This is a genomic window from Homoserinimonas sedimenticola (genome assembly GCF_026094475.1).
GTDB classification, from domain to species: domain Bacteria; phylum Actinomycetota; class Actinomycetes; order Actinomycetales; family Microbacteriaceae; genus Homoserinimonas; species Homoserinimonas sedimenticola.
Genome location: NZ_JAPELL010000001.1, coordinates 1,505,666 through 1,529,828 on the forward strand (window position 1 = coordinate 1,505,666; position 24,163 = coordinate 1,529,828).

Consider the following 24,163-nt stretch of genomic DNA (forward strand, 5'->3'; position numbering starts at 1 on the left):
ACACCATCCTATCCTTATCTTGAATCATTCAAGACAAGGACCGCGCTCACGTCCTCCGCGACCGGCGCACCACGCCCACGAGCACGAGCCCCGCGAGAAGCAGAGCGGCACCCGCGGCCGAGCCGAGCCCGGCCGAGTCCGTGCCCGTCACCTGCAGGCCGCTGCCGCCCGGCACCGCCGAGACCGCCGCAATCGAGAGCTCTTCGACGAGGGCGTGCTGCGTGCCCCCACCCGAGACGCCGAGCGCAACGATGTGATGGCTTCCCGTCACCCCGGCCGGCAGGCTGATGCGGGCGGAGAAGGCCCCCGCGGCATCCGCCGTCACGACGCCCAGTGGCACGGGCGTCGAGTACATACCGAGCGTGATGGGCGAGAAGGACGCAAAGCCCGTGCCCGAGATCACCAGTTCCGCACCGGAGGTCACGGAAGAGGGCACCCCCTGGAGGCCGCCCGTCGCAAAGGGAAGCAGGGCCGGGAGCTCAAGCGGGTCCACCGCGACAGTCGTGATCGTGAGCTCCTGCTCGCTCACCGCGGTCGGGTTCTCGGCGCGCAGGGTCACCGTGAACGACTCGCCCGGCTCGTCGAGGAGGGCGCCCGAGATCATCGCCGTGCCGTCGCCGAGGTCGGAGAACGAGAGGCCGCTCGGCAGTCCACTCGCCGTCAGGGTGGCGGGGCCGGGGAACGCGCCCGTCGTCGTGACGGCGAACTCCGTCGTGATGCCCCGCTCGAACTCGACGGCCTCCGAGCTCGTGAAGGTCGCGACATCCGTGACTGTCAGCTCGAACGACAGACGACCCTCATGGCCGGCCGCGTTGCTCGCGACGATCGTGAGGTCGTAGACGCCGCCCGTGCCGGAGAGCGCTGTGCCGGAGAGGGAGGCCGTGCCGTCGCCCTCATCCGTGAAGCGCAGCCCGCTCGGCAACTCGCCCTCTATCGCGAGGGTCGTCGCTGTGGGGACACCGGCCGTCGAGCCGAAGGCGATGCTGGCGGGCGCACCGGCACGCACCGTAGCGCCGCCGGGGCCGACGGGCGTAGGCGCGCTCGTCACCTCGATCGTCAGCGTCTGCACCGAGTCATCACCGAAGCCGTTGGCGGCCGTGATCGTCACGGTGTAGCTGCCGGCAGCATCCGCGGGCGGAGTCGCAACGAGCGATCCGGAGCCGTCCGCGTTGTCGCTGAAGTCGAGCCATGCGGGAGCACCAGCGAGCGTGAGCGTCGCGGCGGGGGTTCCCGTCGCCGACACTGTCCAGGTCGCCGAGGATCCCGCCGCAACTCGCAGGAAATCACCGCTCGTCACGACGGGAGGCGTGCCCACCGTGAGACGGGCGGCCGAGGTCGTGGCCACGCCGACACCGGAGAAGACGGCACGCACAAGGTCGCCATCGTCGCCCTGCCCGGCCGTGAAGGAGAGCACGGACGCGGTCGCGCCCGCGATGTCGCCCCACGTTGCGCCATCATCGACCGAACGCTGCCACTGCACCGTCGGCGCCGGGTAGCCGACCGCTGTCGCAGAGAAGCTCGCCGTCGCCCCCGCGACGACGCGCGCCGCGACAGGGTCACCCGTCACCTCGACGGTGCGGTTGACCGTGAGCGAGAGCAGAAGCTCGGCGGGGTCGCCCACGCCGTTCTCGGCCAGGACAGTGATGCTCGCGGCACCGGCGGCTGCCGCGCTGGGTGTTCCCGACACGGAGCCCGTGCCATCCCCGTGGTCCGTGAAGCTCAGGCCGTCGGGCAGCGCACCGACGACCCTGAGGGCGGGAACGGGGAAGCCCGCCGTCGTGGCGACCGTGACAGAGTCGGCGGCGCCCACGAGGAAGCTGTGCGAGGCGGTCGCGGGAGCGGCGGGCGCCTCAGCAACCGTCAGCACAAAGCGCTGCAGGGCATCGGAACCGAAACCGTTGCTCGCCGTGAAGTCGATCGTGTAGGTGCCGCCCGAACCGGCAGGAGACGCCGCCGTGATGGTCGCGCCGCCCGCCCCATCGGGTGTGACGCTGAGCCAGGCGGGCAGTTCGCCCGAGACCGTGATGCTTGCCGTCGGTTCCGCCGAAGTCGTCACCGCGAAGGTGCTCTCCTCGCCGACGAGCACAGTCGCTGTCGGTGCGCTCGTGAACTGCGGGCCCGTGCCGATCGTCACTCGCGCGGCAGCACTCACGACGGAACCCGCCACATTGCTGAACCGGGCCCGGTAGAGGTTGCCGTCGTCGGACTGCGCCGCCGTCATGGCGAGGGTCGCGGATGTCTCACCCGGCAGATCCGCGAAGGTCTCGCCGTCATCGGCCGACGACTGCCACTGCACCTGCGGGGTGGGGTAGCCGCTCGCGGCCGCGACGAAGCTGAGCTCCGTGCCGGCGTCACCCCGGGCATCCACCGGCTCGACAGTGACGGCGGGCGCCTCGGTCACCGTGAGCGAGAACACCTGGCTGGAGTCGTTGTCGCCCGAGCTGGCCGTGATGACGAGCGGGTAGAGACCACCGGAGGAGACCTCGGGGGTTCCCGCGATGCGGGCAGCGCCCGAGCCGTCGACCGTTTCGAAGGAGAGTCCCGCGGGAAGGGTGCCGGAGAGGCTCAGGGTCGGGGTGGGGAAGCCACCCTCGGTCGTGATGGTGAAGTCGGCGGGAACGCCGACGGAGGCCGTGGCATCCGCTGCGCTCGTGAACGTCGCGGCCTCACCGACCGCAAGCGTCACGGTCTGCTGCGCCTCTGCGCCGAAGCCATTGGAGAGGGTGACGACGGCGGTGCGCTCTCCCCCGCTGCCTGCCGTCGGCGTTCCGACGAGCTCGGCGGTGCCGTCGCCGTTGTCGACGAGCTGGAGCCAAGACGGGGCGCTCACGAGCGTGAAGGTGCCCGCGGGCGTGCCCGAGCTCGTCAGGTTGTGGCTGCCCTCCGTGCCCACCGTGAAACTCGCGGTGGTTCCACTCGTGAACGCGGCTGGCGTGCCGACCGTGAGCAGCGCATGCTCCGTCACGGCGGCGCCGGCGACGTTCGTGAACACGGCGCGGTACACGAGCGCGTTGTCATCCTGCCTCGTGGTGACGGTCAGCTCGGTCTCCGTGGCACCCGGGATGTCGGCGAAGACCGTGCCGCCGTCGGAGGACGACTGCCACTGCACGGAGGGGGCAGGATAACCGCTGGCGGCCGCCGTGAACGTCGCCGTCGTGCCCGCGATCACCCGCGCCGACTCGGGCTGGTCCGTCACCACTGGCACCGCCCGGGCCTCGATCGTCAACACCTGCGTGCTGGCGCCGACCGAGTTCGTCGCCGTGATGGAGACCTCGTACTCGCCGCCGCTCAGGGTGCCGCGGAGCTCGGCCGTGCCATCCCCCAGGTCCACGAGCGTGAGGCCGGCGGGCAGTGCGCCCGCCGCCGTGAGGGTCGGCACGCCCGGGTAGCCGGCGAAGTCGGGCGCGACAGCCAGCGCAAGCGTCTGGCCCGAGACCACCTGGATGCTGTCAGTCGCTTCGAAGAGGGGCGCCTCGGCCACGGTAAGGGTGAAGACCTGGGAGGCGTCCGGCTCAAAGGTGTTGCCCGCGAGGATCGAGAAGCTGTATTCGCCGCCGCTGCGCACGGGCGCGGTGCCGCTCAGGAGGGCCGTACCGTCGCCGCGATCCTCGAGGCCGAGCCAGGCGGGCGCCCCGACGAGGGACAGCGCCGAGACGGGGATGCTCTCCGTCGTCACAACAAAGCTGCCTGCCTCACCCGCCTCGAACTCGGTCGCGGCGGGCGAGGTGAAGGCCGGCGCGGTTCCGACCACAAGCTCCGCCGTCGCGCTGACGGGAGAACCGGTGCCGTTGCTGAGCGTCACGCGGAAGAGGGTGTCGACGCCGGCCTGCTCGGGCGTCGTCACCTCCGAGTAGCTGAGGGAGGTGGCATCCGGAATCAGCGTGTAGGTCTCGCCGCCGTCGCTCGAGCGGTGCCACTGCGCGTCGGGTACGGGATAGCCGAGGGCCTCGACAACGAAGCTTGCGGTCGCCCCGGCCCTGACCTTCTGGTCGAGCGGCGCGGTGACGATGGAGGGAGCCTCGCGCACAGTCAGCGCGATGCTCTGCTCGAGTTCGGCACCCACCCCGTTCTCGGCAGTGACGACGACGGCGTAGAGACCGCCGTTGCCGGCACCCGACACCTGGCCGCTCAGCGTGCCCGTGCCGTCACCGTTGTCCGTGAACTCGATGCCGGCGGGCAGGCCCGTTGCGCTGAGGGTGGCGTCGGGGTAGCCATTAGTCGTCACGGTGTAGCTGATCGCCGACCCGAGCGTCGTGTCGATCGCCGCGCCGCTCGTGAACTCGGGCGCCTCGAGCACCGTGAGCTCGAGGGTCTGCTGCGCCGCCGTGCCGACTGAATTGTCGGCTGTCAGCTCGACCTGGTGCCTGCCGCCCTCGCCATCCGCGGGGGTGCCGGAGATCACCGCTGTGCCATCGGCCTCCGCCGTCAGGCCTAGGCCGACCGGCAGGCCGGAGTCGACCGTCACGGTCGCGGCTCGGTAGGCGTCGGTGGTCACCGTGAAGCTGCCCTCCGTGCCGACCGTGAACTCGGCCGTCTCCTCGCTCGTGAAGCTCGGCGGGTAGAGCATGCCGACCGGAATCGTGATCGAGCCGTGGTCGAGCTGTAGCGTCACGGAACCGGCACCCCGCGCACCATTGGCGACGAATGTGGCGGATGTCTCGCCCGCCGCCAGCGCGACGGTCGCATCGCTCAGCGTGGCGGGCGCAGGCTGTGCCGTGCCCCACGTCACGGGCAGTCCGGCGAAGGCGGTGAGCCTCTCGGGGGCGACCGCCTCGCCGTCAGAGTTGACGAGGAGCCCCGCCGCGATGGCGGCGCTTGTGCCGCCGAAGGGGATGTCCTCGGGGTCGACCGCTGCCGTGAGGGTGAGCCACGGGCTCGCGACCCCGGCGGGGGCGTCGACCACGGCGCATCCGGCCGTGTTTGATCCTGTGGGGCAGCCCCACCAGTTGTCGGAGGCGTCGGAGCCGGCGCTCGCCGCGACAGTGGAGGCGCCCGTGTTGCCGACGAGCCGGCTGTCGTGGAGGGTCAGTGCGACGTCGGCTCCGGCGTGGATGGCGGATGCCGCGCCCGCGCCCGTGTTGTCGAGGAAGGTCGAGCGCAGCACCTCGATGGTGCCACCCCGGACCCAGACGGCGCCGGGGCCCGCCGAGCGGTTGCCCTCGAAGAGGCTGTCGTGGATGCTCAGTGCGGCGCCACCCTGCGAAATGTCGTCGATGAGAAGCGCGGAACCGCCGTTCTGCACGGAGGAGGCACCCGTCTCGTTGTTGCGGAAGATGCTGCTCGTGACGCTGAGTGCCTCGCCCGCCGTGGCGCCTGTCGCCTGGTAGGCAACCGCGCCACCGCTCGCGGAGCCAGAACTGTTGCCCTCGAAGAGTGAGTCTTCGATCGTGAGGCTGCCGCCGATGAACTGGATGGCTCCGCCCACCGTGTAGGTGGCCGCGCCTGTGACGTTGGAGCTGTTGCCGGTGAAGGTCACATTGCGCACGAGCAGGCTGTCCGCGGTAGGGCCGTAGCCGGATCCGCCGATGACAGCTCCGCCGCCGTACACGCTGTCGCTGCCCCCGCGCACCGTGAGGCTGTCGAGCGTCACTGCGACGCCGCCGATGAGGGTGGGGTCAAGCACGAGCGCCTGCGCGCCGTTGCCGTCGATGACAGTGGACGGGCCCGCGCCCGTGATGGTGATGTCGGCGCCGGTTTGGGTGCCGACCTCGAGCGCTCCGAGGGTGAGCTCGATGACGCCCGCGGGCACCGTGATGGTCGCGGCCCCGCCGACGTTGTTGGCGACGCAGAGGGCGTTGCGCAGCGTGACGGGCGTCGCGGTCTCGACGACGGCCGGCGACGCGCAGGCACCGTTGGCGTCGCTGTCGGCCGTGGAGGTCACCTGCAGGAGGGTCGCGGCATGAGCCGCGGGAGGCATCGAGATAACGCCGAGTACCACGAGCGCGAAGGCGACTCCGGCCGCTGTCATCCGCCGCACGAACGCACGCATGTCACTCCCCCAAGAGCATGCCGACGTGTCACCGTAATCGAGTTCGGGCCACGTATCGGTGTGAAGGGCGAGCGGGTCTCGCCACATGAGAAGTATGTCAGTATATTGAGTCTTCTACAGCACACACTTCTGGGGGTGGATCGTGGTGCAGCTCACTCGACGCGCCGTCGTGGCCAGCGCCATCGGCGTCACGGGCATGGCCGCACTCGGTGTCGCCACCGCGACCTCTCCGTGGGCCAGGACGCCGGTAGCCCCCGCCGCGGCTCCCGCCATCGTGAAGCTCGCCCGATCGCGCTTCGCCCCGCACCTCGGCTTGGCCTTCACGGCACGCGCGGGCGACTCCCGCCATGCGCTTGTGCTGGACCGGATCGACGATCTGCCCGGGGCCGGCAGCGGTGGCGAGGAGCAGCGCTTCAACCTGATCTTCGCCGAGACGGACGAGGCGCTCACCGACGGCATCTACGAGGTCTCGCGCGACGGCGCCGAGCCCGCAACCCTCTTCCTCTCCGTCATCGGAGCCGAAGGGGAACGACGCCTCCAGGGCCTCGTGGACCAGTCGGTGTGACGGCCGTGCCCTCCTCGCCTGTCACCCTCACGCCGGCCACGCCGGACGACGACGCCTTCATCAACCGCGTGATCGCAGCATCCCGGGCCGACGATTTCGCGGCGCTCGAAGCCGAACTGCGTGAGCGGATGCTCGCACTCCAGGTCGCGGCCCAGCGCCGCCACTACCGCGCCGCTCACCCCACCGCGAGCGACCACATCATCGACTGCGCAGGCCGACCCGTCGGCCGCGCCCTCCTCGCCGCCGCATCTGACTCGATCACAGTCGTCGACATCGCTGTCGTGCCGGAGCGCCGCGGAGAGGGCATCGGCACTGCGGCGATGCGGGCGATCAGCGAGCGCGGCGACCGCCTCGGGGTTCCGCTGCAGGTGCGGGTGTGGGCGAGCGACGAGCGCCTCCTGCGCTGGTACTCCCGCCTCGGCTTCGTCGCTGGCGCTGCATCCTCGACTCACGTCGAACTCGTGCGCGCAGCCCGAGCGGTGGTCGCGGCATGATCGGGCACGGCAGCTTCGCGGGGCGTGAGGGCACCCGCTACACGGCCGTGGCAGCAGGGAGCACAGGGGCAGCGGGGAGCACGGAGTCAGCAGAGCTCGAACTCACGGAGTGCAGCGAGCCGCTCGTCTCGGGGGGCTACGTCTCCTTCACGCTCAGCTTCATCTCCGCCCGGATCACCACCCAGGGCACCTACCTGCTCACGGGCGGCGGCCTCGACGGGGAACCCGTCTTCCTCGTTCCGGTGGCTTCCGGCGATGGTCACATTCAACTTCAGGCGGTCTTCACCCAGCCCGCCACACCGAGCGAGGAGCACTGAGTGGCGCAACCCTATGTCGGCGAGATCCGCATCTTTGCGGGGAACTTCGCCCCTCTCGGCTGGGAGTTCTGCCACGGTCAGACGCTCTCGATCATGGAGAACGAAACCCTGTTCCAGCTGATCGGCACCACCTACGGCGGTGACGGGGAGACCACCTTCGCCCTTCCCGATCTGCGCGGCCGCAGCCCCCTTCACCCCGGCATCGGCCCGCGTAACAGCTACATCCTGGCGGAGAGCGGAGGCACCGAGGTCGAGTACTTGACGGTGCAGCAGATTCCCTCCCACTCGCACGCGCCGTTCGCATCAACGGATGCCGCGACATCCGCCAATCCGGCCAGCGGAGTGTGGGCGCCCTACGGCGACCTCCCGTACGGCAGCGACGCGCCGGGCACAGTGCTGCACCCGGAGACGGTCGTGCCGACGGGCAACGCCCAGCCGCACGAGAACATGCCCCCGTTCCTGGCACTGAACTTCATCATCAGCCTCTTCGGCATCTTCCCGAGCCAAACCTGAAATCGAGGCACCCATGGCCGAACCATTCCTCGCCGAGATCCGCTTGGCATCGTTCAACTTCCCGCCCAGGGGGTGGGCCTTCTGCAATGGGCAGTTGCTGCCCATCAACCAGAACCAGGCGCTCTTCGCGCTGCTCGGCACCACCTACGGCGGCGACGGACGGACCAACTTCGCACTCCCCAACCTGCAGGGGCGGCATCCGCTCGGTGTCGGTGATGGACACACGCTGGGCGAGCGGGCAGGGGATTCCATCCACACGCTCTCGATCGCCGAGATGGCGCAGCACAGCCACGACGTCTCCCTTGCCGCACGCGCGACACTCGCAACCCCGGGCAACAACCGGCTCGCAACGCCCGGCAAGCCCGCCTATGCGCCGTCGCGCACCACCACCATGCACCCTGCCTCCGTCGAGAACACGGGCGGGTCGCAGGCACACAACAACCACTCGCCCTTCCTCGCGCTCAACTTCATCATCGCGCTCCAGGGCATCTTCCCCTCCCCCAACTAGGCCGCGACCCACCCGTCTCGCCTCATTCAGCCGAAAGGAGCCCCGTGGCCGACCCCTTCGTCGCGGAGATCCGCATCTTCCCCTTCAACTTCGCGCCCAAGGGCTGGGCGTTCTGCAACGGGCAGCTGATCCCGATCTCCCAGAACACGGCGCTCTTCTCCCTGCTCGGCACCACGTACGGCGGCGACGGCAAGTCGACCTTCGCCCTGCCCGACCTGCAGGGCCGCATACCGCTGCAGGCGGGGCAGGGGGCGGGGCTCTCCGACCGCTGGTTGGGCGACACGGGCGGGGAGAGTGCGGTCGCGTTGCACCAGACTGAACTGCCCCCGCACAGGCACACGGCTCGGGCCCTCAATGACCTCGGCGACACCAACGGGCCCGCCTCCGCAGCGTGGGCGTCTCCCCGGGCGGGTCGAGTCACGGAGCCGTCGTATGGGCCGGCATCCGCGAGCGTTACCAGCATCCCGGCAGGGCTCGCACCCACGGGCGGCGGCCTGCCACACAACAACCTTCCGCCCTACCTCACGCTGCACTACTGCATCGCGCTCCAGGGAGTCTTCCCGCCGCGACCGTGAGGCAGCGCGTCCCGTAGACTTGAGGCATCCATCCGCTCGATCCCCTGGAGTCCCGGTGCCCACAATCGTCGTCGAGGTCATGCCCAAGGCCGAACTGCTCGACCCGCAGGGCAAGGCCGTCGCCGGTGCCCTGCACCGCCTCGGCAAGAGCCACTTCACGGATGTTCGCATCGGCAAGCGCTTCGAGCTCACGGTCGATGACGTGAACGACGAGGTCATCGCCGAGGTGCGGGAGCTCGCCGAGAGCGTGCTCTCCAACTCGGTCATCGAAGACGTCGTCAACATCATCGTTCCTGAGGATGTCGCAGCGGGAGAGACCCACTGATGGCTCCCCGCGTCGGCGTCGTCACCTTCCCCGGCTCGCTCGACGACCGCGACGCCCAGCGCGCCGTGCGTCTTGCGGGCGGCGAGCCTGTCGCCCTCTGGCACGGCTCCCACAGCCTTGAGGGCGTCGACGCCCTCGTGCTGCCCGGCGGCTTCAGCTACGGCGACTACCTGCGTTGCGGCGCGATCGCGAGCCTCTCGCCCATCATGGCCGAGGTCATCGAGGCCGCCAACAAGGGGATGCCCGTGCTCGGCATCTGCAACGGCTTCCAGATGCTCGCAGAAGCGCACCTGCTCGAGGGCGGTCTCATCCGCAACAGCCACGGCCAGTTCATCTGCCGCGACCAGGTGCTCCGTGTCGAGAACGCCTCGACCGACTGGACGAGCGACTTCGAGCAGGGCCAGCAGATCACGATCCCGCTGAAGAACGGCGAGGGCGGATTCATGGCGGATGCCGCGACCATCGAGCGCCTCGAGGGTGAGGGTCGCGTCGTCTTCCGCTACGTCGAGGTCGACCCCAACGGTTCTCTCAATGCGATCGCGGGCATCTCGAACGAGCGCGGCAACGTCGTCGGCCTCATGCCCCACCCCGAGCACGCCGTCGAGGAGGGCTTCGGCCCCGACACCTCCGCCGCCATGCGCAACGGCACCGACGGACTCGGCCTCTTCACGAGCGCGATCTCGCGGGTGCTGCAGGCGGCGTGAGCGCGAGCGAGACGCGGCCGCGCCTCACGCCAGAGCGCTTCTTCCGTCTCATCGCAGTCGCGGAGGCGGCGACCTGGACCCTGCTCATCGCGGGGATGCTGCTCAAGTACGTTGTTGCGCCCGGTGAGACCGGCGACCTCGCGGTACGCGTGAGCGGAAGCATCCACGGTTTCGTCTTCATCACGTACGCCGCAACCGTCGTTGTCGTCGGGCTCAACCAGCGCTGGCCCGTCGGCCGTATCGCCTTCGGCATTCTCACCGCGGTCGTGCCCTACGCGACGATCCCCTTCGAGCGATGGCTCGTCCGCCGCGGGCATCTCACGGGAGGCTGGCGCACGGAGGAGACGGATGACCCGCGCGACCGCGCCTGGATCGACCGGCTCCTGAGGTGGTTCCTCGCGCGGCCGCTCGTGCTGGCGGTCGTCTTCGTGCTGACGATCGTCGCGCTCTTCGCTGTCGCGCTCACGCTCGGCCCGCCCGGAGGCGGCCAGCACTAGTCGGCCGCCTCGCGTTCGGAGGACGGTTTACTCGTCGCGGGGCGACGCCTCCGGCAGGAGCACGCGCGTGGCCGGCAGCGCATCCGGGTGTGTCTCCTGCAACCAGGTGACCATCTCCTCGCGCACCTGGCAGCGGAGGGTCCACAGCTTGTCGGAGTCGAGGGCCGAGACCAGGAAGCGGATGTTGACGTAGCCGCCCACCGCATCCGTCACGACCATGCCACCCGCGCGCTTGTCCCACAGCTCGGAGCCCTCGATGAACTCCATGAACTTGGCCCGCACGTCCTTGACCGGCACCCGCCAGTCGACATCCATGTAGACGGTGCCCATGATCTTGGCGCTGTTGCGGGTCCAGCTCTCGTAGGGCTGGTTGACGAAGTAGGTGCAGGGCAGCACGAGTCGCCGCTCATCCCAGATGTAGATGACGACGTAGGAGAGGGTGATCTCCCCCACCGTGCCCCACTCTCCCTCCACGACGACGACATCGCCGACACGGATCGCGTTGCTGAAGGCGAGTTGGATGCCCGCAATGAGGTTGCCGAGCGTGCTCTGTGCCGCGAGCCCCGCGATGAGGCTCACGATGCCGGCGGAGGCGAGCACGCTCGTGCCGACCGCTCGCACCTCGGGGAAGGAGAAGAGCACGACACCGAGAGCGATGATCGCGATCAGCACATTCGCGAGTCGACGGATGACGATGAGCTGCGTGCGCATCCGCCGCACCTCGGGCACGCCCTCGCCTGCAACCGAGTAGCGGCCCATGAGCCGCTCGATGCCGAAGGTTGCGAGCCCCGACAGCAGCCAGGCGCCGGCCAGCACGACCGCGATCCCGAAGATGTGGGAGAGAGCCGGCCACCACTCGTACTCGGCGGGAGCGGTCAGGCCCGCTGCCACCCAGAAGGCGATGATCGCCACGAGCAGTTGGATGCGGGGGTGCAGCTTCACGACGAGGGCGCGCACCCAGCGCGACTCCTCCTTCGCGCCGGAGACGACCGTCCGCACCACGATCGCGACGATCACATTGGCGACGAGCGCGATGGCGATCGCCACGAGCGTGCCGATCCAGCTGTTCCACTCGAACATTCGGGTATCCCTTCGCTTGTCGACTCTCCAGCCTAGGGAATGCCCGGTCGGTCTTCCTCGTCATCGTCGGCGCGGATGATCGGAATCGCCTGAGTCAGCTCGCTTCCGCGCGTCTCCGCCTCGATGCTGCCCGTGAAGAGCCCGGGCCTCTCGACGTGCGGCTCCTCCTCCGGCTCAGCGGCCGGCTCCGGGGTGCCCGTGACGGGATCGGCCACGGGCTGCTGTTCACTGTCCATGACCGTGAAACGCTGCTGCGGCAGGCCTGCGGGCTGACGCTTGAGCCAGCGCACCATCTCCTCGCGCACGTGACAGCGAAGGTCGAAGAGGCGGGCCGCATCGCTCGCCGTGACGAGGATGCGCACTCGCATAATGCCGCCCGTCGCCTCCGTCACCTGCAGCACTGACGCCCGGCCATCCCAGAGGGTCGCGTTCTCGAGCACCCTGTCGAGGTGTGCGCGCATGTCGTCGACGTCGAGATTCCAGTCGAGGTCGAGCTCGACGGCGCCGAGCAGTTCGGTCGAGTATCTCGTCCAGTTCTCAAAGGGCGTCGTCGTGAAGTAGGTGGAGGGCAGCACCAGCCGGCGGTCATCCCAGATCTTGAGCACGACGTAGGTGAGGGTCATCTCCTCGATCCGACCCCAGTGCCCGTCCGCGACGACGACGTCATCCACGCGCAGGGCCTGACTGAAGGCCAGCTGGATGCCCGCGAAGACGTTGCCCAGCGTCGACTGCGCCGCGAGACCCGCGATGACGCTGATGATGCCTGCGGAGGCGAGCAGGCTCGTGCCGACCGCGCGCACCGCGTCGAAGGTCAGCAGCACCCCGGAGATGGCGATGATGACGATGATGGCGATCACCAGGCGGCGCACGATCTCGAGCTGCGTGCGGGCCGTGCGGGCGGCACGGCTGTCGGGGTCGCTGCGGAAGCGGCCGATCGCATGGTCGATCGACAGGATGACGAGGGCCCCCAGGAACCAGGCGGCGACGACGATGACGGCGATGAGGAAGCCGTGCGAGACGTAGGGCCACACTTCGCGGTCGGGGAGGGTCGCCCCTACCGCCGCCCACGCCGCAAGCACCGCGAGGAGCACCCGGAAGGGCGCTCGACCCCAGCGCGTCAGGTTCCGCACGAACTGGAAGCGCCGACCCAAGAGCTGCGCGATCAGGCTGACCAGCAGCATCACGACGACGGCGGCGACAAGCGCAAGTCCGATCGCCGCGAGCATCCCTGGCCAGCTTCTCCACTCGAACATGCGCTTCACGCTACCCCCGACACTCTGGATCGGCGCCGGGCCGACGGGGGCCGACGCCGCACCGACAGCGGCCGACGCCGCACCGACAGCGCGGTGTCTTCTGCTCAGCGCGCCAGCCCACGCCACCGCGCAGAGCAGAAAACACCGCGCTGTTCCCGAGGGACGGAGGCGGGAGCGTGACAGAGGCGGGGCAGGGGGGCGAGGGGTAGGGGGGCGAGGGGTAGGGGTGGGCGGGGGTGGGCGCGGGGCGGCCGGTAGACTTGAGATGCTCGGCAAACCGTCTCGCCGTGACATCCGCCGCTTTAGGGAGCAGCCCCCTCGTGACCGACGTCTCCACCCCTGCCCGCCGCCACGTCGCCGACACCGTCGAGAACGCCAAGGCGACCCCGGAGAAGGAGCAGCCGTATGCGGCGCTCGGGCTGAAGCCCGACGAGTATCAGGCGATCCGCGACATCCTGGGCCGCCGCCCCACCTCGGGGGAGCTCGCTATGTACTCCGTCATGTGGAGCGAGCACTGCTCCTACAAGTCGTCCAAGAAGTACCTGCGCCAGTTCGGCCAGAAGGTCTCCGACGAGATGAAGAAGGACCTCATGGTCGGCATGGGCGAGAACGCCGGTGTCGTGGATGTCGGTGAGGGCTGGGCGGTCACCTTCAAGATCGAGTCGCACAACCACCCCAGCTACATCGAGCCGTTCCAGGGTGCCGCGACGGGTGTCGGCGGCATCGTGCGTGACATCATCTCGATGGGCGCCCGTCCCGTCGCCGTCATGGACGCCCTGCGCTTCGGCAAGATCGACGACCCCGACACGGCGCGCGTCGTGCACGGCGTCGTGAGCGGCATCAGCTTCTACGGCAACTGCCTCGGCCTCCCCAACATCGGCGGCGAGACCTGGTTCGACCCGGTGTACCAGGCGAACCCGCTCGTCAACGCGCTCGCGGTCGGCGTACTCCGCCACGAAGACCTGCACCTCGCCAACGCCCGCGGCGTCGGCAACAAGGTCGTGCTGTTCGGTGCCCGCACGGGTGGCGACGGCATCGGCGGCGCCTCCATCCTCGCCTCCGACTCCTTCGACGAGGGCGGCCCCACCAAGCGCCCCGCCGTGCAGGTCGGCGACCCGTTCGCCGAGAAGGTTCTCATCGAGTGCTGCCTCGAGCTCTTCAAGGGCGAACTCGTGGAGGGCATCCAGGATCTCGGCGCTGCCGGCATCTCGTGCGCCACGTCTGAGCTCGCCTCCAATGGCGACGGCGGCATGCGCATCGAGCTCGAGAGGGTGCTGCTGCGCGACCCCACGCTCACGGCGGAGGAGATCCTCATGTCGGAGAGCCAGGAGCGCATGATGGCGATCGTGCGCCCCGAGAAGCTCGAGGCCTTCATGGCGGTCGTCGACAAGTGGGACGTCGAGACCAGCGTGCTGGGCGAGGTCACCGACGGCGACCGGCTCATCATCACGCACCACGGCGAGGAGATCGTCAACGTCGACCCCCGCACGGTCGCGGTCGACGGTCCCGTCTACGACCGGCCCGTCGCCTACCCCTCATGGCTGGACGCGCTGCAGGCGGATGCCGCGGCTCGCCTGCCCCGGGCATCCGCCGGTTCCGAGCTCCGCACGCAGGCGCTCGCGCTCCTCGGCAGCCCCAACCTCGCCGCCAAGGACTGGGTCACCAACCAGTACGACCGCTATGTGGGCGGCAACACGGCGCTCTCGTTCCCCGACGACGGCGGCATGGTGCGCATCGACGAGGAGAGCGGCCTCGGTTTCACGGTCGCAACCGACGCGAACGGGCGCTGGTGCCAGCTCGACCCGAAGCAGGGCGCCAAGCTCGCCCTCGCGGAGGCCTATCGCAACGTCGCAGTGACGGGGGCGCGGCCGGTCGCTGTCTCGGACTGCCTCAACTTCGGCTCCCCCGAGAACCCCGAGGTCATGTGGCAGTTTGCGCAGGCCGTCGAGGGACTCTCGGATGCCTGCCTCGAGCTCGGCATCCCCGTGACGGGCGGCAACGTCTCCTTCTACAACCAGACGGGCGACGTGCCCATCCATCCGACCCCCGTCGTCGCCGTGCTCGGCGTGATCGACGACGTCGCCCGCCGCGTGCCGAGCGGCTGGCAGGACGAGGGCAACAACATCTACCTGCTCGGCACCACCCGCGACGAGCTCGACGGCTCTGCCTGGGCCGGCGTCATCCACGACCACCTGGGCGGGCGTCCGCCCGTCGTCGACCTCGCCGGCGAGAAGCAGCTCGCGGAGCTCCTCCACTCGGCCGCGCTCGGCAGCCTGCTCTCCTCCGCCCACGACGTCTCCGACGGCGGCCTTTGGCAGGCGCTCGCCGAGTCGGTGCTGCGCTTCGGCGTGGGCGCCCGCGTGTGGACGACCGGCATCGAGCAGCGGGACGGGGTGGATGCGACATCCGCCCTCTTCTCGGAGTCGACGGGTCGCGTGCTCGTGAGCGTGCCCCGTGAGGACGACGTGCGCTTCGTCGGTCTGTGCGAGGGTCGCGGCTACCCCGTGCTGCGGGTCGGCGTGACGGTCGACTCGGGCGAGCTCGAGGTGCAGGACCGGTTCACGGTGTCCATCGACGAGCTGCGCGGCGTGCACCGCGGCACCCTGCCCGAGCACTTCGGCGAGGTCGTCGGCGGCTGAGCCTCAGCCCGCCGCGGACGACAGCGTGTCGGAAACCTTGGGGCGGCGACGCAGCTTGCCCTGCACCAGAAGGATGCCCGCCAGCACGAGCACGGCGCCGAGTGGCTCGTTCCAGGTGAGGGTCTCCCCCAGCAGGCTCACCCCCAGGCCGATGCCGACGACGGGCATGAGATAGGTGACGGTCGAGGAGGCCGTGGCGCCCCACGCCCGCAGCACCCCGATGTTCCAGATGTAGGCGACCCCCGTGCCGAGGCCGCCGAGCAGCAGCAGCGAGCCGACGACCGGCAGGGAGAGCTCGACGGGCCCCACCGCGACGATCGGGGTGAGCACGAGCATGACGAGGGCCGCCATCCCGATGTTCATGAAGGCCACGCTCGTGCCCGAGAGCGAACGGTGGCTGATGAAGGTGCGCGTGTAGCCGATGGCGACACCATAGGAGCAGGCGGCCCCGAGGCAGGCGAGCTGGCCCCACAGGTCACCCGAGAGCGCGCCGACGCTCCACGGCGCGATCACGACGACAGCGCCGAGGATGCCCACCACGACGCCCGCGACCTGCTGGCCGCCGAGTCGCTCCACCCGGTAGACGAGCGCCACCATGATGGCCGTCGCGATCGGCGTGAAGGAGTTGTAGATGGAGGCGAGGCTCGAGGAGACGTGCTGCTCCGCCCACGCGAAGAGGAGGTGCGGGATGGTGCAGTTCGTCACCCCGACGACGAGGAAGTGCAGCCACACGATCGGCTCGCGCGGGAGCGCGTGGCGCCCGATCGCCACGAAGACGGCGAGAACCAGGGCTCCGAGGATCGCCCGCGACCACGCGATCTGCCCGAAGGAGGCGCCCTCGAGGGCGACCTTCATGAAGAGGAAGCTCGAACCCCAGATGAGGGCAGAGCCGGCAAACATGAGGGCGATCACCCACTGACGTGTGGGGGCTGCCCGGCCCTCAGCCACGGGCGTGCGGCCGTGGCATCCGCCCGGTCACTCGGAGAGCCCGGTCTCGCGAATCCGCTCGTGGTGGTTGATCACCTCGGCGACGACGAAGTTCAAGAACTTCTCGGCGAACTCCGGGTCGAGGTTGGAGTCGATCGCGAGGGCGCGCAGACGCTCGATCTGCACCTGCTCGCGCGCCGGGTCGGAGGGCGGCAGACCGTGCTCGGCCTTGAGCCTGCCCACCTGCTTCGTGAACTTGAAGCGCTCGGCGAGCATGTGGATGAGGGCCGCATCGACGTTGTCGATGCTCTCACGCAGAGAGAGGAGCTCGGGGTGCACGTCGTTCACGACACAACTCTATCCGGCGCAGCACACGCAAACGGATGCTCGAGCCCTCGCCCGAGCATCCGTTTGGGTCGCTTGTTGCCTCAGTCGACGAGGGTGAGCTTCACGTCGACGTTGCCGCGGGTCGCGTTCGAGTAGGGGCAGATCTTGTGGGCCTTCTCGGCGAGCTCCTGACGCCGGCTCTCCTCCGTGTGCGGGGCGTGGATGTCGAGCTCGACCGCAATCGCGAAACCCTCACCCTTGTCGTTCTTGCCGATGCCGACACTCGCCGAGACGGAGGCATCCTTCGTATCGAGGCCGAGCTCCTTGCCCGCCGCGTGCAAGGCGCCGAGGTAGCAGGCGGAGTACGCCGCGGCGAAGAGCTGCTCAGGATTCACTCCCTCGCCCGAGCCACCCAGCTCCTTGGGCGGGCGGGTCTCGAAGTCGATGCGGTCGTCATCCGAACGCACGTGACCGTCACGGCCACCACCGGATGCGTGGGCTATTGCGGTGTATGAAATGTCCATGCCCACAGCAAAGCGTGACGGGCTGGCAATGAGCCGAACGGCACGCCGATCAGGCCGCACTGCGGAACAGCACGGGCCGGCCTTCGCGCTGTGCGAGACGCCCCTCAAGCCGTTCCCGCACGGTCGGCCACTCCTCCACGAGAATCGAATAGATGGCGGTGTCGCGCCAGGAGCCGTCCGCCCGACGTCGCTCGTGCCGCAACACACCCTCGGGAACGGCGCCGAGACGCTCGATCGCAGCCCTGGAACGCGAGTTCGCGGCATCCGCCTGCAACTTCACCCGGCTGAAGCCATGCTCGAATGCGAGACCCAACAGCAGGAGCTTCGCCTCGGCGTTGACGGCGGTGCCCCACACGCGCGGGTCGTAGGCCGTCCAACCGATGTGGGCTCCTTCGTTGGCGAGGTCGAGGTCGGCGAGTGAGGAGGTGCCGACCAGTTCGCCGTCGTGGGGGCCGCCGCGGAGCCGCACGGCGAAAGAGAGGCCCGTTGACCACGGCAGGTAACCGCGCAGCCAGGCGGCGAAGTCGTCGCGGCCGGCGCGGAGTCCCGCTGCCCCGCCGCCGTACCCGCCGGCGAACACCGCGGGATGCCCGATGGCGTCGAACAGGGCGGCGAAGTCCGCCTCGCCCACGGGAGTCAGGGTGATGTAGCGGCCCGCGAGAGGCGCGGCGGGCGGTCGAGTGGCGGGCACGAAATGCAGTCTGCCACGCGAAGTGCAACTATGGACGCGTGAGCAACACGACACTCTTCCTTGACGCGGCCGAATCCTTCGTGCGCCTCCTCGCGCGGGTGCGCGACGAGCAGTGGGAACAGCCCGGCCTCGGAGTGTGGACCGTGCGGAGCCTCGCCGGCCACACGGCGCGCGCGATCCTCACCGTCGAAAGCTACCTGGGGCAGGACGAACCGGGCAGCATCACGATCCCCTCCGCAGAGGCGTACTACAACGACGTGCTCGAACAGTTCACCGACCACGCCTCGATCGAGGCACGCGGGGTCGAGGCGGGCGTCTGGTTGGGCGACAACCCCGTTGCTCAGGTGTCCGATGCGCTCGAACGCACCAAAGCACTCATCGCAGCGCAGCCCGCCGACCGCGTCGTCTCGATCGGCGGCATGGGCATCCTGCTCGACCAGTACCTGCGCACGCGGGTCGTCGAACTCATCGTGCACTCGATCGACCTTGCACGCGCCATCGGCGCCGACTACACGCCGCCCGTAGAGGGCGTAGCGACCGCCGTGAGCCTCCTCGCCGGCACCGCCGCCCACAAGGGGCAGGGCGTCTCCCTGCTGATGGCGCTCACGGGCCGGGCGCAGCTGCCGCCCGGATTCACGACGGTCTGAGCGACCCGGAGGTCAGTCGATGAGGTCGTGGCGCACGACGATCGCGTCGCGGCCCGGGCCGACGCCGATCGCCGAGATGCGGGAGCCGCTCATCCGCTCGAGGGCGATCACGTAGTCCTGCGCGTTCTTCGGCAGGTCCTCGAAGCTGCGCGCACCCGTGATGTCCTCCGACCAGCCGGGGAACTCCTCGTAGATGGGCTTCGCGTGGTGGAAGTCGGACTGCGAGACGGGCATCTCATCGACGCGCTCGCCGTCGACCTCGTAGGCGACGCAGACGGGGATGGTCTCGAGCCCCGTGAGCACGTCGAGCTTGGTGAGCACGAAGTCGGTCACGCCGTTGATGCGTGCCGAGTAGCGGGCGATGGGGGCGTCGTACCAGCCGCAGCGGCGCGGGCGGCCTGTTGTGGTGCCGAACTCGCCACCGTGCTCGCGCAGGAAGTCGCCCGACTCATCGAAGAGCTCGGTCGGGAAGGGGCCCGCGCCGACGCGTGTCGTGTAGGCCTTGACGACGCCGATGACCCGCTCGAAACGGTTGGGGGCGACGCCGGAGCCCGTCGCGGCCCCGCCCGAGGTGGCACTCGAGGAGGTGACGAAGGGGTAGGTGCCGTGGTCGACATCCAGCATCGTGGCCTGGCCAGCCTCGAAGAGCACTGTCTTGCCCTCGTCAAGGGCGCGGTGCAGCACGAGCGCCGTGTCGTCGACCATGGGGCGCAGGCGCTCGACGTACTGCAGCAGGTCGTCCATGATCTCGTCGACCGTGATGGCGCGACGGTTGTAGATCTTGACCAGCAGGTGGTTCTTCTGGTGGAGGGCGCCCTCGATCTTCTGACGGAGGATGTTCTCGTCGAAGAGGTCTTGGATGCGGATGCCGACCCGGTTGATCTTGTCGGCGTAGGTCGGGCCGATGCCGCGCCCCGTCGTGCCGATCTGGCGCTTGCCGAGGAAGCGCTCCGTGACCTTGTCGAGGGTGCGGTGGTAGTGCGTGATGACGTGGGCGTTGGCGCTCACACGGAGGCGCGAGACATCCACCCCACGCGCCGCGAGCGCGTCGAGTTCCTCGAAGAGCACCGCGATGTCGACAACAACACCGTTGGCGATGATGGGCACGACGCCGGGCGAGAGGATGCCCGAGGGCAGTAGGTGCAGCGCATACTTCTCGTCGCCGACCACAACCGTGTGGCCGGCGTTGTTGCCGCCGTTGAACTTGACGACATAGTCGACGCGGTCCCCGAGGAGGTCAGTGGCCTTGCCTTTTCCCTCGTCGCCCCATTGGGCGCCGACGAGAACGATTGCGGGCATGCTGAAACCTCCGGTTGTGGGGTGAACCTCGATTCTACCGGTTCGTCACCTCGCGCCGCCCATTCCGTGCCGAGAGCAGCAGCGGGGAGAAGGGCCGCCGAACCGCCGGTCCCGGCGCTTCCACTCATCCTTCGACCGATATACCCCGCGTTGTGGGTGTGTCCGAGTGTGCTCCCGATTGTCTAGCGTTGCAGCCGAAGGTCTCTTTGAATGGTCTTCCAGTCGGTGACGGGGGTCGTCACCCACTTCTTACCCGAACGGTTCCACATGCTTCGTCGCTCCTTGGTTGCCCGCGCCATTGCCACACTCGTCATCCTCTTCGCAGGGGTAGCTTTCGGAGGCGTCGCCGCATCCGATCCCGCTCAGGCGGCGATCACCTCGCCTTTCGTGAAGGTCTTCTCAACGAACAAGAACGGCGACATCGTCATCGCCGCCAACACGCTGATGACGTGCGCGGCGTCGACCGCCTGCACGACCGTTCAGAACAGCACGACCAGCATCAACTCCCCCGTGGGTGCGGACCAGAACAACAATCAGACGGCAACCTTCGTCAACGCCTACCCCGGCACGGGAATCTTCAACTCCTCCGGTGCCGAGCTGGACGTGCCCATTGACGGATCTGTGCTCTACGCCGCCCTCGTGTGGGGTGGACGCACTCCTGCGACAGGCGGGACGGGTAACGCCCAGGCAGCCCTCCGCGGGAACGTCAAGTTCACGACGCCGGATGGCGTGACGAGAGATCTTGTCGGCGAGGTCGACGCGAACCCCGGCTCAGGAACCGACTCGGTCGGCTACCAGGGTTTCATCGATGTGACCGACATCGTGAGCGAGACCGGCTCCGGCGAGTACGTTGTCTCCAACGTGCAGTCCATCAGCGGCGCCAGTGACAACTATGCAGGTTGGGCCCTAGTCGTGGCGGTGGCAGACCCCAACGCCCCCATGCGTAACCTGACGGTGTTCCAGGGCTTCGGCGTCATTCAGAACAACTCGGCGGATCGCAGCGCGACGTTCACCATCGACGGCTTCCTCACGCCTCCCACCGGCCCCGTGAAGACCACCGTCGGCGCCGTCGTCTATGAGGGCGACCGCGGCCTCACCGGTGACTCACTGTCTGTGGGCTCAGTAGCCCTCACGGACACCCTGAACCCGTCTACCGACGTGTTCAACTCGACAATCAGCAATCGTGGTGCCATGTCGACAGGGCGTACCCCGTCGTACAACAATCAGCTCGGTTTCGATGCAGACCTCATCCAGGCTCCCGACAACACGGTGCCCAACGGCGCGACGAGCGCCAACATCACGGTGACGACGGCCTCGGAGACCTACTACCCGGGCATCATCACCTTCGCGACCGACCTCTACGACCCGAAGCTCACGGGCGCGAAGACGGCGACGCAGGTGACCGACGTGGGTGGCGACGGCAACCTCTCAATCGGCGACACGCTCCGCTTCGCCGTGGAGGTCAAGAACGAGGGGCTGGACACGGCCACCCAGTCCACCTTCTTCGACGCCATCCCGACGGGTACCGACTACGTGCCCGGCTCCATCACGGTCAACGGCGCACCCCTCACCGACGCCGCGGGTGACGACACTGCGACGTACTCCGTCGGCCCCAACGGCGGCAGCATCGCCGTGAATCTCGGAACGGGCGCGACGGCATCGTCCGGTGGCGACATTCCTCTCTACGACATGGACGTGCCGACGGCCAACGTCGCCACGGTCACCTTCGACGTCGTCGTCAACTCGACCGCCGTGCCGTACCAGGAGATCGTGAACGCGGCCAGCCTCCGCTACCGCGGCAAGACCACGCAGGCCGCAAGCGCCTCTGTGAGCAACATGACCGCCGACGTCATCCCCGGCTCTCAGACGGGACTTTCGCCCGAGGCGCCGAGCCGCGTGGTGGCGATGACCCCGAGCGACGCCGAGCCCAGCATCACGGTCGACCTGTTGGCGACCGCGAGCGACCCCGACAGCGAGCCAATGTCGATCGTCGACATCACTGATCCCGCAGGCGGCACTGCCGTGCTCAACTCCGACGGCACTGTGACATACACGCCCGAGGGCGACTTTGCAGGTCGCGACGTCATCAGCTACACGGTGGAGGACTCGTCCGGCAACCGCACGAGCAATCTCCTGCGATTCGACGTCAACAACCTCCCTCCGGTCGCTGCCGCCGACGCACAGGATGTGAGTCACTCAGCGATCTCAACCGTCACTCTGCTGTCGAATGACACCGATGAGAACGACGATGACCTCCACGTGCGCAGCATCACTGCGAGCGGTGTGACCGTCACGGATTCGGGCTCTGTCACTACCGCCCGGGGCGGCACAGCCACCCTCGCGGGCGGCACGGTGACCTACACGCCTCCGTCGGGGGGCCTCACCCTCGGAGCGACGGATACGTTCACCTACGTGGCGCAAGACACCCGCGGCGGAGTCAGCAACTCCGCGACTGCAACACTCACGAGTGTCAATGCAGCGCCGGTGGCCAGCGCCGACACGCACCCCGTGGTCGCGGCAACACCGACGGTCATGGACCCCCGTGACAATGACAGCGATGCCGACGGCGACCCCCTCACGATCTCGGCCTTCACGCAGCCTGCGAACGGCGTCGTCACGCAACTCGGTGACGGCACGCTGCGATACACGCCCAACGACGAGTTCGTCGGGACTGACACCTACAACTACACGGTGAGCGACGGCATCACGACGCACCAGTCGACCGTCACGCTTGAGGTGGCGAAGATCGGCACCAGCGTGGGCATCACCGTTGATCCGGCGAGCACCGAGTACGGAACTCCGGCGACCCTGACGGCGAGCGGCATCCCGACGGGCGCCGGCGGAACGATCGAGTTCCGCGACGCCGACGGAGCCGTGCTCTGCACAGCGACCCCCTCCGCGCCCGCGTGCGACACCTCCGGCACCCTCGCTGTCGGTTCCTACAACATCACGGCGGTCTACTCCGGTGACGCGAGCCACGATTCGAGCACGAGCCCGAGCGAGACGCTGAGCGTCACCAAACAGATCACCACGGTCACGACATCCGTCAGCGACGCTGGCTCGGTGCCGTTCGGTGCTCCAGCGACCCTTACGGCATCCGGCCTCCCCACCACGGCCACGGGGACCGTGGAGTTCCGTGATCAGGATGGCGCTCTGCTCTGCGCGACGACGCTTCCGGCGCTCAGCTGCCAGACGTCAGCCACACTTCCTGCCGGTGACTACGAGATCGTGGGCACCTACTCGGGTGATGACAACCATGAGGGCAGCAGCTCTGCCGCCGCCGACCTGACCGTGACTCCCGCGGTCGGCACCATGAGCGTGACCACCGGGGGCTCCAGCGTCTACGGCTCTCCAGCCTCACTGACGGTCCACGGCCTGCCGTCGACCGCGACGGGCGACGTGGAGTTCCGTTCGGCCGACGGAACGGTTCTCTGCACCACGACCCTCCCCTCCGTCAGCTGCATGGCATCTGCCTGGCTGGCGGCCGGAGACTACGAGATCACCGCCGTCTACGAGGGCGACGCCAACCACGCTGCCGTCAGCTCGATCGCCGCACCCCTGACGGTCGTGCCGCAGCCGACGGGCGTCATCGCTACGGCGCCGGACGGGACGACCGGCACCTACGGCACGTCGATCCGCCTGGCACCCACCGGGCTGCCGGCCGGTGCGACCGGCACGGTGGAATTCCGCCTCTCCGACGGCACTGTTCTGTGCACCGTCACGCTGCCCGGCGAAGACTGTGCGCTTCCCACCGACCTCCCGGTTGGCACCTCGAGCATCGTCGCGGTGTACTCGGGTGACAGCAACTACCAGTCTTCGACCTCGGCGCCGATGACCGTCGAGGTGGCAGCGCGCCCCGTCACGGTTGTCGCCCAGAAGCCGGTGAAGGCGACGGCAGGCAAGGTCATCACCCTCACCGCGACCGGCATCCCGAGCGGCGCGACCGGAACGATCGCCTTCGTGACCGAGTCGGGCACGGTGCTCTGCACCGCGGTGCTGCCGTCCCTGTCGTGCGATGTCGAAGCGCTGGCGGCCGGAAACTATGTGATCACCCCGCGATACTCGGGCGACGCCAACAATCTGGCGTCTGAGGGTGACCCCATCGAGCTGGTGGTGAGCGCCCCGAACTCAGGCCTCCCCTTCATGGGAACTGAGGCGGCTGGCGCGGCAGCGCTCGCGGTCCTGCTGCTGGGCATCGGAAGCGCTCTCCTCGTCGTGAGGCGACGCCGCCTCAGTTGAGCCGCGCGGAGGTGTCACAGAGCGCTGACCCCAGCGTTACGCCCTGTGAC

General features: G+C 68.8%; 20 protein-coding genes. 12 read left to right on the forward strand and 8 right to left on the reverse strand.

Annotation, left to right across the window (positions count from 1 at the left end; all coding sequences use genetic code 11):
• Window positions 1-46: 46 nt before the first annotated feature.
• The gene (locus OH146_RS07035) at window positions 47-5,989 is read right to left on the reverse strand and encodes a putative Ig domain-containing protein (protein WP_265158856.1); all 5,943 of its coding nucleotides are present in this window, start codon (window positions 5,987-5,989) and stop codon (window positions 47-49) included.
• A gap of 142 nt (window positions 5,990-6,131) precedes the next feature.
• Here OH146_RS07035 and OH146_RS07040 point away from each other — a divergent pair, with 142 nt between their 5' ends.
• From OH146_RS07040 to OH146_RS07080, 9 genes are read left to right on the forward strand one after another with little or no spacing between them, the layout of a single operon-like run.
• On the forward strand, window positions 6,132-6,554 hold the full coding sequence (locus OH146_RS07040) for a DUF6916 family protein (protein WP_265158858.1): 423 nt from the start codon (window positions 6,132-6,134) through the stop codon (window positions 6,552-6,554).
• Entirely contained in the window at window positions 6,551-7,048 is a 498-nt protein-coding gene (locus tag OH146_RS07045; RefSeq protein WP_265158860.1) for a GNAT family N-acetyltransferase, read from the forward strand. Before OH146_RS07040 ends, OH146_RS07045 begins: the two co-directional genes overlap by 4 nt.
• Window positions 7,045-7,365, forward strand: a complete 321-nt coding sequence (locus tag OH146_RS07050; RefSeq protein ID WP_265158862.1) for a DUF6916 family protein — start codon at window positions 7,045-7,047, stop codon at window positions 7,363-7,365. Before OH146_RS07045 ends, OH146_RS07050 begins: the two co-directional genes overlap by 4 nt.
• A complete protein-coding gene (locus tag OH146_RS07055; RefSeq protein WP_265158864.1) occupies window positions 7,366-7,878 on the forward strand; it encodes a phage tail protein in 513 nt (170 codons plus the stop codon).
• A gap of 13 nt (window positions 7,879-7,891) precedes the next feature.
• The gene (locus OH146_RS07060; protein ID WP_265158866.1) at window positions 7,892-8,386 is read left to right on the forward strand and encodes a phage tail protein; all 495 of its coding nucleotides are present in this window, start codon (window positions 7,892-7,894) and stop codon (window positions 8,384-8,386) included.
• 44 nt (window positions 8,387-8,430) lie between these two features.
• On the forward strand, window positions 8,431-8,961 hold the full coding sequence (locus OH146_RS07065) for a phage tail protein (protein ID WP_265158867.1): 531 nt from the start codon (window positions 8,431-8,433) through the stop codon (window positions 8,959-8,961).
• Between the two features lie 55 nt (window positions 8,962-9,016).
• A complete protein-coding gene (gene purS / locus OH146_RS07070) occupies window positions 9,017-9,286 on the forward strand; it encodes a phosphoribosylformylglycinamidine synthase subunit PurS (RefSeq protein WP_265158869.1) in 270 nt (89 codons plus the stop codon).
• Window positions 9,286-9,990, forward strand: coding sequence for a phosphoribosylformylglycinamidine synthase subunit PurQ (gene purQ / locus OH146_RS07075; protein WP_265158871.1), 705 nt, complete (start codon window positions 9,286-9,288; stop codon window positions 9,988-9,990). The genes purS and purQ overlap by 1 nt, the downstream gene beginning before the upstream one ends.
• A complete protein-coding gene (locus tag OH146_RS07080) occupies window positions 9,987-10,487 on the forward strand; it encodes a DUF3817 domain-containing protein (RefSeq protein WP_265158873.1) in 501 nt (166 codons plus the stop codon). Before purQ ends, OH146_RS07080 begins: the two co-directional genes overlap by 4 nt.
• Window positions 10,488-10,514: 27 nt before the next feature.
• Here OH146_RS07080 and OH146_RS07085 read toward each other — a convergent pair whose 3' ends face one another.
• Together OH146_RS07085 and OH146_RS07090 are read right to left on the reverse strand one after the other, a co-directional pair.
• Window positions 10,515-11,567 (reverse strand): mechanosensitive ion channel family protein, encoded by a 1,053-nt coding sequence (locus tag OH146_RS07085; RefSeq protein ID WP_265158875.1) that lies wholly within the window; start codon window positions 11,565-11,567, stop codon window positions 10,515-10,517.
• A gap of 32 nt (window positions 11,568-11,599) precedes the next feature.
• Window positions 11,600-12,820 carry a mechanosensitive ion channel family protein gene (locus tag OH146_RS07090; RefSeq protein WP_265158877.1) on the reverse strand — a complete coding sequence of 407 codons (1,221 nt, stop codon included), beginning with the start codon at window positions 12,818-12,820 and terminating at the stop codon, window positions 11,600-11,602.
• A gap of 320 nt (window positions 12,821-13,140) precedes the next feature.
• Between OH146_RS07090 and purL the strand changes: the two genes are divergently transcribed.
• Window positions 13,141-15,459, forward strand: a complete 2,319-nt coding sequence (gene purL / locus OH146_RS07095; RefSeq protein WP_265158879.1) for a phosphoribosylformylglycinamidine synthase subunit PurL — start codon at window positions 13,141-13,143, stop codon at window positions 15,457-15,459.
• 3 nt (window positions 15,460-15,462) lie between these two features.
• On the opposite strand, the gene OH146_RS07100 is transcribed toward purL, so the two are convergent.
• The 4 genes from OH146_RS07100 to OH146_RS07115 form a co-directional block, all read right to left on the reverse strand.
• The gene (locus OH146_RS07100) at window positions 15,463-16,371 is read right to left on the reverse strand and encodes a DMT family transporter (RefSeq protein WP_265158880.1); all 909 of its coding nucleotides are present in this window, start codon (window positions 16,369-16,371) and stop codon (window positions 15,463-15,465) included.
• Window positions 16,372-16,434: 63 nt separating this feature from the next.
• A complete protein-coding gene (locus tag OH146_RS07105; RefSeq protein WP_265158882.1) occupies window positions 16,435-16,734 on the reverse strand; it encodes a chorismate mutase in 300 nt (99 codons plus the stop codon).
• Window positions 16,735-16,814: 80 nt separating this feature from the next.
• Window positions 16,815-17,237: an organic hydroperoxide resistance protein gene (locus OH146_RS07110; RefSeq protein ID WP_265158884.1), complete on the reverse strand. Its 423-nt coding sequence runs from the start codon at window positions 17,235-17,237 to the stop codon at window positions 16,815-16,817.
• Between the two features lie 49 nt (window positions 17,238-17,286).
• The gene (locus OH146_RS07115; protein WP_265158886.1) at window positions 17,287-17,928 is read right to left on the reverse strand and encodes a GNAT family N-acetyltransferase; all 642 of its coding nucleotides are present in this window, start codon (window positions 17,926-17,928) and stop codon (window positions 17,287-17,289) included.
• Window positions 17,929-17,966: 38 nt separating this feature from the next.
• Between OH146_RS07115 and OH146_RS07120 the strand changes: the two genes are divergently transcribed.
• Window positions 17,967-18,575 (forward strand): maleylpyruvate isomerase N-terminal domain-containing protein, encoded by a 609-nt coding sequence (locus tag OH146_RS07120; RefSeq protein WP_265158888.1) that lies wholly within the window; start codon window positions 17,967-17,969, stop codon window positions 18,573-18,575.
• Window positions 18,576-18,587: 12 nt separating this feature from the next.
• Here OH146_RS07120 and OH146_RS07125 read toward each other — a convergent pair whose 3' ends face one another.
• Window positions 18,588-19,874: an adenylosuccinate synthase gene (locus tag OH146_RS07125; protein ID WP_265158890.1), complete on the reverse strand. Its 1,287-nt coding sequence runs from the start codon at window positions 19,872-19,874 to the stop codon at window positions 18,588-18,590.
• A gap of 210 nt (window positions 19,875-20,084) precedes the next feature.
• On the opposite strand from OH146_RS07125, the gene OH146_RS07130 reads away from it, so the two are divergent.
• Entirely contained in the window at window positions 20,085-24,113 is a 4,029-nt protein-coding gene (locus tag OH146_RS07130) for an Ig-like domain repeat protein (RefSeq protein WP_265158892.1), read from the forward strand.
• Window positions 24,114-24,163: the final 50 nt, after the last annotated feature.